12 protein-coding genes are annotated in these 12,578 nt (G+C 70.0%); 6 read left to right on the top strand and 6 right to left on the bottom strand.

Features of this window, described 5'->3' with window-relative positions:
- Positions 1 to 31: 31 nt before the first annotated feature.
- The gene (locus tag ACGFYH_RS20435) at positions 32 to 451 is read right to left on the bottom strand and encodes a hypothetical protein (RefSeq protein WP_393804546.1); all 420 of its coding nucleotides are present in this window, start codon (positions 449 to 451) and stop codon (positions 32 to 34) included.
- A 207-nt stretch (positions 452 to 658) separates the two neighbouring features.
- Between ACGFYH_RS20435 and ACGFYH_RS20440 the strand changes: the two genes are divergently transcribed.
- Complete coding sequence (locus ACGFYH_RS20440) at positions 659 to 946, top strand: hypothetical protein (RefSeq protein ID WP_393804547.1); 288 nt, start codon at positions 659 to 661, stop codon at positions 944 to 946.
- A gap of 222 nt (positions 947 to 1,168) precedes the next feature.
- Positions 1,169 to 1,918: a hypothetical protein gene (locus tag ACGFYH_RS20445; RefSeq protein ID WP_393804548.1), complete on the top strand. Its 750-nt coding sequence runs from the start codon at positions 1,169 to 1,171 to the stop codon at positions 1,916 to 1,918.
- A gap of 219 nt (positions 1,919 to 2,137) precedes the next feature.
- Here the strand turns inward: ACGFYH_RS20445 and ACGFYH_RS20450 are convergent, their stop codons facing one another.
- The gene (locus ACGFYH_RS20450; RefSeq protein WP_393804549.1) at positions 2,138 to 4,828 is read right to left on the bottom strand and encodes an ATP/GTP-binding protein; all 2,691 of its coding nucleotides are present in this window, start codon (positions 4,826 to 4,828) and stop codon (positions 2,138 to 2,140) included.
- 296 nt (positions 4,829 to 5,124) lie between these two features.
- On the opposite strand from ACGFYH_RS20450, the gene ACGFYH_RS20455 reads away from it, so the two are divergent.
- Entirely contained in the window at positions 5,125 to 5,343 is a 219-nt protein-coding gene (locus ACGFYH_RS20455; RefSeq protein ID WP_393804550.1) for a hypothetical protein, read from the top strand.
- Positions 5,344 to 5,408: 65 nt separating this feature from the next.
- Here ACGFYH_RS20455 and ACGFYH_RS20460 read toward each other — a convergent pair whose 3' ends face one another.
- Both ACGFYH_RS20460 and ACGFYH_RS20465 read right to left on the bottom strand, forming a co-directional pair.
- On the bottom strand, positions 5,409 to 7,106 hold the full coding sequence (locus ACGFYH_RS20460; protein ID WP_393804551.1) for a zeta toxin family protein: 1,698 nt from the start codon (positions 7,104 to 7,106) through the stop codon (positions 5,409 to 5,411).
- Positions 7,107 to 7,348: 242 nt separating this feature from the next.
- Positions 7,349 to 7,759, bottom strand: a complete 411-nt coding sequence (locus ACGFYH_RS20465; RefSeq protein ID WP_393804619.1) for a DUF4357 domain-containing protein — start codon at positions 7,757 to 7,759, stop codon at positions 7,349 to 7,351.
- A 565-nt stretch (positions 7,760 to 8,324) separates the two neighbouring features.
- On the opposite strand from ACGFYH_RS20465, the gene ACGFYH_RS20470 reads away from it, so the two are divergent.
- Positions 8,325 to 9,851 (top strand): hypothetical protein, encoded by a 1,527-nt coding sequence (locus tag ACGFYH_RS20470; protein WP_393804552.1) that lies wholly within the window; start codon positions 8,325 to 8,327, stop codon positions 9,849 to 9,851.
- 16 nt (positions 9,852 to 9,867) lie between these two features.
- Here ACGFYH_RS20470 and ACGFYH_RS20475 read toward each other — a convergent pair whose 3' ends face one another.
- Both ACGFYH_RS20475 and ACGFYH_RS20480 read right to left on the bottom strand, forming a co-directional pair.
- On the bottom strand, positions 9,868 to 10,515 hold the full coding sequence (locus tag ACGFYH_RS20475; RefSeq protein ID WP_393804553.1) for a hypothetical protein: 648 nt from the start codon (positions 10,513 to 10,515) through the stop codon (positions 9,868 to 9,870).
- Between the two features lie 329 nt (positions 10,516 to 10,844).
- Positions 10,845 to 11,120 carry a hypothetical protein gene (locus ACGFYH_RS20480; protein WP_393804554.1) on the bottom strand — a complete coding sequence of 92 codons (276 nt, stop codon included), beginning with the start codon at positions 11,118 to 11,120 and terminating at the stop codon, positions 10,845 to 10,847.
- Between the two features lie 95 nt (positions 11,121 to 11,215).
- Here ACGFYH_RS20480 and ACGFYH_RS20485 point away from each other — a divergent pair, with 95 nt between their 5' ends.
- Positions 11,216 to 11,566, top strand: coding sequence for a hypothetical protein (locus ACGFYH_RS20485; RefSeq protein ID WP_393804555.1), 351 nt, complete (start codon positions 11,216 to 11,218; stop codon positions 11,564 to 11,566).
- Positions 11,563 to 12,519, top strand: coding sequence for a hypothetical protein (locus ACGFYH_RS20490; RefSeq protein ID WP_393804556.1), 957 nt, complete (start codon positions 11,563 to 11,565; stop codon positions 12,517 to 12,519). Before ACGFYH_RS20485 ends, ACGFYH_RS20490 begins: the two co-directional genes overlap by 4 nt.
- Positions 12,520 to 12,578 lie beyond the last annotated feature (59 nt).

The raw sequence follows: 12,578 nt of genomic DNA on the forward strand, positions 1-12,578 counted from the left end.
GGCCAGATCGTGGCCGCCGCCACGGGAGTTGTCAGGCCACGCGTCCGGGCTTCGCCGCGGTGTCGGCGCTGGCATCGGCCGCGGCCGCGATCTCAGCACGGACGTAGTCGGCCAGGGATCGTACGGTGGCCGCGTCCGGGGGGAGTGAGCCGTGGCAGAAGCGCAGGTCCATCCCGTCGGCCTTCAGGTCACGCAGGGTGGTGAGGATCTCGATGTGGCTGATCACCGTCGTGCAGGCCTCGTCCGAGAGGACGGCCTCCACCGCGATCCCCGCGAGCTGGTCGGCTGTCTCCTCCAGTTCAGCCGGGCCGAGAGGCAGGCACTGACCGGCGCGCAGGTCAGCGAACCACGAAGGTTCGGGAGCAGCGCCGAGGTCCTTGAAATCGACGCCGGCGGCAAGGAGGGCTGCTCGTACGCGGTCGATGCGGGCGAGCATGGCAGCGTCGGCCACTGCCGGAGGGGCCGCGACCGGAGGCGGAACGGGGGCTGCTGCGGTACGAGGACGGCGGCGTCGGAGCTTGTCGAACATTTCTCCGATGATGCCGGTGCGCTCGCGCATCGGCATCATCGCGAGGCTCTGATCTGGCGTGATGATGCCCACTGATGGGCTGGAGGTCGACCGTCGTCCGCTCTGGTCGGCATCTGCCAGGATGGGGGCATGGTGGGAGAGACGAAGACGCACGACGAGCGGCTGCGGGACCTGGAGGCGTCGGCGTTCCGTACGGGGCGCACCCTGGCCGAGCACGGTGAGCAGCTCGGAGAGATCCGCGAGCAGCAGACCATGGCGTTCGGCAACATCGACTCACTCGCCAACGCCGTCGGCGCTCCGGGGGAGCGCACGATCACGCAGCGGTTGGATGGCATCGAGCAGCGGTTGGGTGGCATGGAGCGCGTTTTGTTCGCTCTGGCCCGGGCCCAGGGCATCGACCCCGACGCTCTGAACTGAGCCCGACACTCCCTCTCCGGCTTTGGGCGTGTCGCCGCTGACGGGGCATCTGGAGCGGTCAGGCCCTGGCCAGCTTGCGCGTGCTGGCAGCAAGATCTGGATCCCAGTAGGACAAGGCCCGGTTGCAGCCGGCCACCCACATACGGCCCCCTGGGTGACGGAATGCGTGTTCGTGGCCGTCAGCACGGTGGTCGCAGTTCGGGCGTGCGAGGCTCGCTGGCTGTGGCAGAGGTATTCACGGTGACGCTTGAAGTGGGACCACGAGCCCCCGTTCCCGTCGTGGCTGGATTGGTCGCAGACCTCAACGTGGTTGCTCAGGGCGCGCTCGAAGTCGCGACTCATGTGGCGGCGGCAGAAGCCGACGCTCACATGGCGCGGCTCGTGCGGGAAGGCGGAGTCACTGCTCTTGTGGAGGAAGCTCGCCGACGAGAGCTCCCACTCGCGGTAGAGGAAGAGGGGCGCGAACTCGAGCTCCTTGAGCGTGATCTAGAAGAGTGGCTGTACTTTCCTCCTGGCCGTCGCTCGCGTTCGCTGTACTGGCTCCTGCTCGGCTCGAGCCAGCGCTTCGATCCGCTGTCAAGTCTCACGGCGCAGTTGCGTTCAGGCGAGATGGTGCGGCGTCTCCCCGACGTGCCGTACCGATTCGGCTCCATCAGGTACAGCAACCCGTTCGTGGTGGAGATCCTCACTGCTCTCGGCGGCGCGGCGGGTCTGACGGCAATTCTCGGAATCATTCGAGATTGGGGCCCGCGGCGTCGTCGGCAGCAGCTAGAGAACGAAGATCTGCAAGACGCGAACTGGTTCAAGTCACAGCTGCGTCGCGCCTACCTGAAAGCGGTCGAACGGGGGGAGGCGCCTCCTTTGCCCCCTGGTGACCTGGAAAGGCTCAGTTCTGCCGATTTGGCCCTGGCCGTCGATCGTCTAGCAAATCGGGAATTGGAGGTACAGCGCTCCAGCACCCCCGAGGAGTGATGATCCGGACACCCCACCCCGGGATGCCGTCAGCCGAAAAATCGCTTACGCGACCACGGGACCTCCACGGAGAGAACCAGGTAATCATGCAGGTCGCGGAGTGTCGTCGGTGACGAAACGTGAGCAGTGTCATCGAACTGTGCGGGCCGATGGGCGACCCGTCGGTGGGTTCGACGGCTTCGGCCCCCACCTGCCGTACCGCAAACTCGCCGTGCTGCCTTACGGGGTGGCCCGTAGCCGGTCGCGGCGTGCATTGACCAGGGCACGCCACCGTTCGCGGGTGGCCTGCTCGCCGTCGAGCCACCGTATGGCGGGCCCGGCGGGCTGGGGCAGGTCGCCCATGGCAGCCGTGATGTGGACGTAGTAGGCGAAGTCGCCGTTCGCGGTTTCCTCGCGCAGGCGGTCGATGGTGGCCGTCAGGTCGTCCTGTGCGCCGCGTACGGCGTGGTGGAAGGCGAGGGCGGTTTCCAGGAGCGGGGTGAGCCAGGCGAGGCCGGCGACGTTGATCTCGGTGCGCAGTACGGTGGCACGGCCGGTGACATCCCGGTCGGTGCCGGCGTCGCGTACGAGGGCGACGACATGGGCGAGGAGGGTCGTGGCGCGTTGGTCGAGCCGGTCGAGGAGCTGGTGGGCGAGGGCGAGTTCGTCGTCGGCGCGGACCGGGTCGGCGAAGGCGGTGACCAGGGCGATGTGGGTCTGGGCGATGGCCTGCTCGCCCAGGGCGTCGTGCTGTTCGGCTTCGGTCCGTGCGGCTTCGAAGGCGGCGACGGCGCGGTCGATGTCGCCGTGGGGCCATCGGATGTGGCCCAGGACGCGGTGTTGGCGGCCCTCCCAGCCCAGGGTGGGGATGGCGGCGAGGGCGGTGGGGAAGTCGCCGCGGATGCGGGCGAGGTTGGCCAGGCCGCGGCGTGCGCGCGGGGCGAGCCGGCCGTTGGCGTCGGCGACCTGGCGCATGCCGCCCAGGGCGGCGTCGGTGCGGCCGAGGTCTTTGTGGGCTTTGGCCCGGTAGTACAGGGCGAGTTCGGAGAGCTCGCCGGAGAGCAGGCCGGTGTCCAGGACGGCGGTGAGGCGCTCAGCGGTGCGCTCGCGGTGCTCGTGCTGGCGGCGTGCGATGGCGACGAGGAGTTCGGCCAGGGCATCGGCGGGCGTCTCCGGGCCCGGGTGCGAGCCGGTGCCGGACGGTTCGGGTGATGTGGGCGGGGCCAGGGGCTCCCACACGGAGTCGTCGGTGTAGGCGAAGGCAGCATTGGTGAGCCAACTGAGGTCGTCCAGGCGGTGATCGCGGGCCAAGCGAAGACCCTGGCGCAGGCACGCGACGAGGAGGGCCCGGCCGGGGACGACGGAGCGGGCGTCCTGCCACTGCCGGCCGAGGGCAGCGAGGGCCCGTTCGGCGGCCCGGTGCCAGTCGGTAGGGGTCCAGCGGTCCTCGGTGTGGTCATCGGCAGTACGCAGCGCGGTGCGGATGGCGCCGTGGAGGTGGTAGGGCCAGATCGCGTACGGGTCTTCGGCGACCATGGGCCGTTCGATGAGCCTGCGGGCCGCCGCTTGGTGGGTGAGGCCTGCGGCGTGGGTGGCCAGGTCCAGGTCGAAGGCGTCCAGCAGGCTGGCGCTGCGCAGGACGTGTCGCTCGTCGGCGGTGAGGTCGGACAGGGTGCGGGCGATGAGGGCGGGGAAGGTGTGGTCGAAGTCGGCTGGGGTGGGGGTGCGGCCGGTTCGGCGGATCTCCAGGAAGCGGGCGACGGCCAGGTCGAGGTGGAGCGGCAGGCCGTGCGAGCGCTGAGTGATGACGGCGCGGATGTCAGGGCCGATCAGCGCCTGGCCGTCCTGGGTGAGCCGTTGGGCGAGGTAGGTGTCGCAGTCCTGCTCGGAGAAGTCCCCGACCAGATGCTGGCGGGCGCCGCCCTGCCCGGCGGCCCGTGCCGGCTGCCCCACCTGCGCGGCGAGACCGGGCCAGGCGGCGGGGCCGGTGTAGTCGAGCTCGCCCTGAAGGGCGGCATCGGCCCAGGTGAGACGGTTGCGGCCGCTGATGACGAAGAAGCAGTTCGGCATGAGCCACACGAGGCGTTGCAGGAGTCGCTCGGCGTCGCGGTGGCGGTCGCTGGTGTCCTCGAAGGTATCCAGGAGGATGACCGGCACGGTCGTCTTCTTCGCGGGCAGTTGGCTGATCTCCCACGCCAGCAGGTGCGGGTAGAAGGAGAGCGCCTCCAGATCGGGTTCGGCCTCCAGCAGGGCGGCGGTGCGGGCGCAGCCGGCGAGGGCTCGCGCCCGTTCGCGGCGCTCGCGCAGGGCCTGCACGAGCGCGGTGGTGACCTGCCCGGCCGCCGAGCCCACCAGGCCGGGCAACTGCAGGGCGCCGATGGCCTCGCTGACCGCGCCCTGCAGCTGCCCAGGCAGCATCTGCCCGAACTTCCCCACCAGGCCGGTGCGGCGGACGTACTCCTCCAGCGGCTCACCGGGGTGCTGGGCATCCCAGTAGCGGCGCAGTGCCAGGTCGAAGCTGGGCAGGGGACGGCCGACGGTCGCGGCCAGGGCGAGCCGGATCGTCAGCACGACGCGCTCGTAGTCTGAACCGGTCGATGCCGAGCGGGCCAGGTCGATACGGACGGGCAGGATCTTCTCGCCCGGCCAGGCGGGGGCACCCCAATGCACGGGACGCTGTTCAGCTGCGGTGAGTGAGGCCTCGAGTTTGCGCATCAGGGTCGACTTGCCGACGCCGCCCACCCCGTGAAACACGATCAGGTTGTTGCGCGGGGCTTCGAGGTCCTCAACGTCGAAGGCCGGATCGGCGATGTGCCGCAGGTGCTCCTCGACGGCGGTGGCGACGAGGTCCCACTGGATCTGGCGGTTGGTGAACGCCTCGTTGCTGCCCACGGGGTCATTGGAGCTGAACAGCGCACGAAGGTCGGTCATGTGATGGGTCCCCCCGAAGTGATCATCTACGGTCCCAATCTATGCCGCGGATGGTGGCCAGCGGCAGACCCAGCGGGGGATGCAGGCCGAGAGGAGTCGGTGGTGGACTGGTTCCAGCCCACGCCCGACAATGATCTTTTCTCCGTCCGGCTCCCAAGGCCCCGAGGTGGTTCTCCGTGCATGACCCCGCATCGTCCTCACCGTCCTCGCCGGACCCGCCACCCCGTTCACCATTGTCGGGACCAGCCCCAGACTCGGACGGCGATGACGTCGGGTATGAGGAGGCCTTCGACATCGTGGGGACCGTCATCGCCTGGTACAGCCGGCAGGTCATCCTCGCGCGGCGTGCCGGCGAGCAGGAGCGTCTGGACGAACTCATGGCGCAGCGTCGGAAGTGCGTGGAGGACCAGCACCGGCTGAGGGACGCCGGGCGCGAGGAGATCGCACGTATCGCCGCCGGATACACCGAGCGTCTGAGCGAGCTGGAAGCCGCCGAGCGGCAAGACGAGTCGTAGGCCCCGGCGATCGCCGTGCCGCGCACCCCGGTGTCCGGTGCGGGTTCCGGGGCGCGGCGGCAGGTCTAGGCGGGCAGGGGTAACGCGGCTGCGGGGGCGGGCATGCCGAGCTGGCGCGGCCGCTGGGCGGGCATCAGCGGGCATGCGAGCCCGGCGATCGCGATGAGGTCATCGCGGTACTGCGGCATCGCTGCATGCAGCCAGCGCTGGTTGGCCCAGAACCGGGCGGCTTCCTCGGTGGTGTAGGGGCGGTAATGCTCCGCGATCAGGGCAAGGTCGGCGGCGGGCCGCCGGGACCAACGCCCCTGATCGGTCTGATGGTTGCGGTAGAGGGGGTGGGTGTCGCGTCGCATCACCAGTACGTCGTCGACCACGGCCATCTGCTCGGCCAGTGCCACTGCCTCGGGCAGGACAGCGAAGCGGGTGACGTGCCCGGCGGAGGTAGTGAACCTCGCGGGCAGGTCCTGCTGGCTCGCCCGGGCGTAGCGGGTGGCCGTGCCCTGGCGGGAATCAGCCTCGCGGACTGCCAGGACCGCAAGACCCACCCAGTAGCCGGCCTGCCGGTGCACGGCCGCGCCAGCGACGAACTTGGCGGCACTGTCCGGGGTGATCTCGATGACCATGTCTCCGCGCTGCTGGCGCACATGAGCCTCGGCCCGGGCCTGCCAGGCCCGGTAGTCGGCGCGGATTCGTGAGGAGGCGGTGCGCGGTTCCTCACGCAGCAGCTGCAGGTAGTCAGGGTGCGCGGTTTTGAAGATCTCGCCCGTGATGTGGACCGGATTGCGCAGGCTGCGCAGGATCATCTGAGCAGCCCGCGTCTTCCCGGCGCCCGGTTGTCCCATGACATAGACGACGACCGGCTGTTCCTGCGGGGTGATGGGCCCGAGGGACGGCAGGATCAACTCGTCGTAAATCCACTGGTGTTCCTCTGCGGAGAGCCGGTGGTAGTCCACTCCGGGCGCCTCCCTGAGGGGCTGGGCGATGCGTCGGACCGGCTCGGCCAGGGCGGCGGCGCGCTCGGAGTTGCGGCGCACCGCGAGCGTCCAGTCCTCCGGCAGCGCAGGATCGGCCAGGCGCTGATCGGCGGCTGTGAGCTGACGACGGATCCGTCCGGTCTCCCTGGCGTCCCACGGCCGGTGCTGCTCGGCGCGTACCGCGCCGGGCGCGTTCGCCGGGCGGAGCCAGTGCCCGGCCGGGCCGAGTTCGTTGTCGTAGACGACCTCCAGCGCCGTCTCGGCGGCGCGCCGGATGACGAACACCCGGTTCGCCAGGTGCGAGGCCTCTACCGCGCCGAGGGTCGGGATCAGTGCGTCGGCGCACGTGTCGTGGTTGTCCCAGGAGACGTAGCGGGGGGCCAGGCCTTCCTGGGCCAGGCGCAGGTCCCGCTCGAGGGTGCTGAGCTGGCTGACCGCCAAGGGCACGGCCAGGACCACGATCTCCACCCAGAAGCCCGCCTGCCGGTCCGCGATCAAACCGGCGAGGAAGTCGTCTGGACGGGCCAGCGGTTCCTCCACCACCGCGTCGTAGCGGCACTCGCGCACCCGGGCCTGTACGGCGGCCAGCCACCGGTACGTCTCCGGCCGGACTCGCACCCCGGCGGTGCGCACGTCCTCACTGACGTACCGGTTGTAGTGGGGGTGCAGGGCCTTGAAGGTGTCGCGGTCCACCCGCACCGCGCCGCCGCGGGCCGCCAGCGCGGCGTGCACGACGTCGATGACCGTGCTTTTGCCGCTCCCGGCCTGCCCCAAGACGTACACCACCACCGGCTGAGGCTGAGGAACCGCACCTGCCAGGACGTTGGGCAGCACGGTGCCCGTCAGGACCTCCTCGGCCCAGTCAATGGCCGGAGCTGCTGCAGGAGATGCAGCCGGGCCCGCAATTGGCGGCTGCGACAGTGGCAAGGCGGGACGGGGACGGTTCGGCGTGCTCACGTGCTCCTCCACGAACGAACTGTGCAAGCGGTGCGGTCGAGAACCCAGCTCCAGGCCAAGGCCGGATGTGGTGGCTAGTCCTGCTGCAGCTGCTGGCGCAGCGCATCGAGGGTGCGGCCGTCGGCGGTCCGCCACAGCACCCACCCGTTCGACGATGTGCCGGTGACGGCGGAGGCCGCCTTCGACGGCGAGGCGTACGGCACCGCTTGGCCTTCGACGATCAGCCGCCCGTCTGCGGTCACCGTCGCCACCGCCTCCCGGCCCGCCCGCCGCTGCTGGAACGACAGGGTGTCCCCGGCCTCCAGCAGCCCCTTCAGCAGCAACTCAGCCAGCGGGCCCTGCGGAACGACCGTGCGTCCTGGACCAGAAGCACCATCCGGGGCGCTGCCGGGTCCGATGTCGACAGACAAGGTGATATGGACCGTCTCGTCCGGCCCGGCGGCGGCCAGGCGGGCGATCAGGGACGAGTCGAAGTGCAGGCTCACGGTGGGCAACACGGATCTCCTCTAAACGGCGCGCCACGTCCAATGATCACTCTACCTCAGAGCGCTCAGCAGTACTCACCCATAGAGTGGTCAGGAGTAGACATCGGCCCACAACGCGAACTGCCTGCGGTGCCGGTGCCGCAGGCGCCGCGAAGCTGATGCCGCTCCGCGGTCACGGAAGACGGTTTGACGCCGGAGATCGCCACGGGCTGAGACACGCCTGCCGAGCACCCATGGGATGATCTTGCCCTGTGAGTGATCAGCAGAATTCTGGTGTGCGTGGTGGCTGGCTGGCCCGATTCCTTGAGCGTCGACGGGAGGCTCGCCGCAGGCGGGGGCCGCGACGGCTGTCGTGGGAGGAGGCCGCCGAACGTGCTGCCGCCGATCTGGAGGGGCGATAGGTCACTGTCTTTGGCCATGTACTTCTGAGCTGCACGGGGATGATCACCGTAGGCGCACGGCCCTCTTGCCCCGGCCGGACTCTTGCCCGGGCCTGCAGGAGGGGAGTCTGCGATCGAGTAGGGCCGCGCCAACGGCGGCCGGGAGCAAAGGAGGGGACGCGGACGTGACAAGGCCATGCCTTGACGAGGCCCTGCAGGTGGGCGACTACCTTCCGGTGGCCAGTTACCGGGTGACGCCCGAGCCTCGTCGGCCGGGGGAGGGGTACGCGCGCATCGAGTGGCTGGAGCACATCGACGCCCCCTCGTTCCTCGACCCTGATTCCACGGACGTGTACACCAACATGGCGGACACTCTCGTTGCCGTGTACTGCCAAGGGGTTCCCGGACCGGTGCTGCTTCGGCCGGGCGACCACCAGGTGCTCACCGAGGTGGACCCCGAGCGCCTCGTCTGGGACGCCGCACACCCGAGCTGGCCGACCAGCAAGCCGGTGTTCGTCGGCGGGCAGGTCCCGCACGAAGTTCACTGGAGCCGTGGCGACCTTGCCGGCCCGGTCGGCGTCGCTCCCAAGAAGGCCGGTGTGCCGCCGACCCGCCGGGCGGCCTCCTTCACCAAGCCGGCCAGCGCCCTGCAGATCGGGGACTACCTGCAGACGCACGTGCGGTTCCCGGAGCGCGACATGGGGATCGACGAGGGCTACCAGCGTGTCGAGTGGATCGGCCATCTCTCCGGCGAGGCGATCGCCGGGCTGCTCGCCGATCCCGCGTGGGCGAACGGCGCCATCACCCTGGTCACCGTCCATGGACTGAGCGGCATGCTCGTTCTGCCGGAGAAGGATGTCCGGGTCCTCGTCGAGCCCAACGTCGAACGCGTCAGCTGCGACAAGGAAGAGATCTGGCACGACGGACCCCACCTCGAGCTGACCGGCGTTGTCGACCCCGACCCCGACGTTCAGCACGCCAAGGACACCGTCTGCCGGCCGGCCGCACCCGACGACGAAGCCGACCTGTATCCCACCGTCTTCTCCACCTCCGAGAGCCGGACCCTCCACCTCGAAGGTGTCACGGCCGTGCGCCCGGTGCCGGCCGCCGCGCTGCCCTGGCCGCACGGCCTTTTCATGTGCGAGTACGCCGAGCGCGGCAAGCGCCTCGCGCGTACCTATCCCGGAGGACGCCGCGAGGCCCAGACGGCCCACGCCGAGCTGTTTGCCGGACTCACCGAGGAGGAGTTCGCCGCCTGCCCCTACCACCAGGGGGACTGGAAGGCCATCGCCGAGGCCGCGCTGGCGTTCGCCGAGGTGAACGAGGACGAAGAATCCGACCGGGCTGGCGAGCTCTACGACATGGAGCACCTCAGTCCTCATGACCGCGAATGGGCCCAGGCCATGGTCGGCGACCACATCTGGTGGGACGAGGGGGACACCTCGCTCACCAACGGCCAGCACCGCCTGTGCGCGATGCGAGCGGCCGGGGTTGCACGCGTGCCGGTCTACGGCCGCCACCTCCCCGGCCAGCAGCTCGACGACGCCACGGACGCACAGGAACACGCCCGCAAAACCGTCGAGAACTACTGGACTGGACGTCTCACCGAGCTGTGGGGAGCAGGCCCGTGGCCGGAGCGCCTCGGACCGCTCTTCGCTCGCCGCCGCCTTCTGCGATGGGCGCTGCCGCGCCCGGACCGGCGGCCGGAGTGAACGGCGAGGAGTGATCTCAGCCGGGCATCGCGGTGCCGTGCCGGGCGGCCAGTTTCAGCGTCTGCGCCCACGCCCGCTTCACCTCGGGCTCGGTCTTCCAGTACTTGCGGATGGCGCCGGGTCCCCGCGGCGCCTCGCTCGCGGTCAGCAGGGCGGCCATCTCGTCTCCGGTGGTGAAGGTGATGTGCTCCTCGACGCCGCCGTAGTGGAACCACACCGCGTGCGGCGGTTCCTGGGTCATCGCGATCTGCACGGCGGCGAAGCCGAGCAGGGCCGCCGTGGCGCCACGGGGCGTGCCCTTGGCGGTTTCGCGAGACTCGTAGGTGCGCCGGGCTCCGGCGGTCGCGAAGAAGGGACAGGTGGCACCGGAGAAGATCATGCAGTCGCGGTGTCCGGGCCCGTCCGCGCGCTTGCAGGCATCCTGCTTCACGGTCTGCTCGGCCTCGTCGTGGGAGAACAGCCGGTAGAGGGTCTCCCCAGGAGTGAGGGGCAGTCCGCAGACCGCGCAGGCCCCGTGGGCGTACAGCGCGCCGCACCGCCGGAAGTCCTGCACGGCCAGCTGGGGTTTGCCTTGCTGCCAGAGGTTTTCTGCGGGGACGGGGTAGCCGCGGGGATCACGGGGGAGGCCGGCGATACGGCCGGGCACGGGCGGGAGTTCGATCATCAGGTCATCTTCTCGGGCCGGAGTGGGCCGCGTACAGGGCGCCTTTCGCCACGGCCGGCCACGGTCTGAGAGTGTCTGCGGCGCTACCACCGGGTGCCGTCACCCGATCGACGGATCCGGCGTCACCCGGTTGGCTCAACTCAGGGCGAAGGCACGGAGTCGGCTGGACCTGGCGTCACTCCGGTGCGGGTTCGCCAGTCGGAGTTCAGCTCGAAGACCATCCGGGCGATGTTCAGCCCGGTCTCGAACGGCATGTCGCAGAAGCGCCACGAGGCCAGCTTGTCGCAGGGGTCTGGCAGTGCTGCGCCGTTGTCCGGGGAGAAAGCCGGTCAGTTCGTGGGGGCATCGTCTGTCTCGTCGCCTTCGGCCGACGGAGAGGTGGCCTTTCGCGGTCGGCCGCGTGGCTTTTCGGCAGGCCAGTGCTCCCTGAGCTGTTCCAGGAAGCCGTCCGGGTCGGCGACCAGTGCGTTGAGGCAAGCCACGAGGAAGCCCTGCATCTCTTGGTTTCGTGCGCTCAGCGCCTGCGTGGCCTGCGCTTTGAGGGTGGCATCGGGACGGACGTTCAGGACTGGGTCTCTGTGCCGGTCGCGTCGCTGAGGGGGCATACAAAGAACCTTTCCATAAGTGGCTTGCCACTTTCAAGGTGCGGCGCTACCTTAGAAAGTGGCAAGCCACTTATGGGATGTGGAGGAACCTGCCCGTGAAGATCAGTGAACGCAGCAACCCCGCCCGCTACCAGGCCGCCCTCGTCAGCGCGGCGCTCCGCTCGGGCGTCGGCCACGACGCGTCCGACGCCGACCTCGATCAGGCCGCCACCATGGCGGGCCTGCGGCCCCCGGCGCTCGCCGAATCGCGCGAGGCCGTCCGGGGCGCCCTTCAGTGCCCGGTTGACTTCATGGACGTCACCGACAGTCCGGACGCCGTCGTCGGCGGCAACGACATCGGGCAGGCCGTGTTCGACGCCGCCAGCGAACTCCGTCCGCTGGTCGTCTTCGACCACGACGGCCGCCCGGTCGTGATGGTGCCGCAGCCCGTTGAGGAGTCGGTGTGAGCGCCGGCATCGGCCTGGCCGCCGGTGAGCGCGAGATCGAGTTCGCCCCGGCGTTCCCGGACGACCTGAAGGTGGAGATGGGCATCGGCTACCTCCAGCCGGGCGGCCTGGTCGTGCACACCGGCTGGTCCCGCCCGCTGGACGGCGCACCGAACGAGCGGAGCCAGCACCCCGCCTACGAAGGCACCAGCGTCCAGTGCTGGAACATCTCCACGCCCGACGGGCACCGCGCGAGCCGCTTTCCGTACCTGACCCGCCCGGACGCGGCCTCGGCCGCGGCGCGGATCGTGGCCAGCCTGCCCGGCGGACTGTGGCCGTCCGACGCCGACACCGCGGCGCTGCTGCCACTCGCCCTGGAGGCCTCCGGCACCCCGGCGATGCTGCCCCTGACCCACAAGGACAAGCCCAACTGGGGCTCCGGGCTCGGGAGCAACCTCGCCGACTTCTGGATGCCCGACACCCGGGCCGCGTACGAGCGGATGATCGAGGCCCACGGCCGGATCCCCAAGAACTGCCAGGCGTGCGCAAAGAGGGTGCGGGCGCAAAAGCGCCTCGGCTGGCTGTCCCGGACCAGTCACTGGCCCCTGTGGTCGGTGCAGGGCCACCGCGGACAGCTCGTCCGTCCGCACTGCTACTGCACCGCCTGCATGCGCATCGACGTGACCATGGGGACGTTCGGCCCGGGCGTCGACCAGGAGGGCGAGACCGTCCCAGGCGCTATGGCCATCTACCCCTACAGCGCCATCCCGGGCGTGGTCGACCCGGACATGGACCGCGGCGAGCGGCCCTTCGCCTGGTTCACCTACTTCCTCAGCGAGGGCGGGTGCGTCGTCATCGATGAGCGCCCGAGCGTGGGGCTGTGGCCGACAGGGGTACGGCACGACGACGCGCTGTTCTGCGAGACCGGAGTCACCGGAGAGTTCGACGTCGACGACGTCGCTTCCGGCTCCTAGCACGGATCACCGAAGTTCGAGCGACGACGCGGGCAGACGCCGGATCCCCTCCCGAGGGC

This window comes from Streptomyces sp. NPDC048392, assembly GCF_043200575.1.
Classification (GTDB): domain Bacteria; phylum Actinomycetota; class Actinomycetes; order Streptomycetales; family Streptomycetaceae; genus Streptomyces.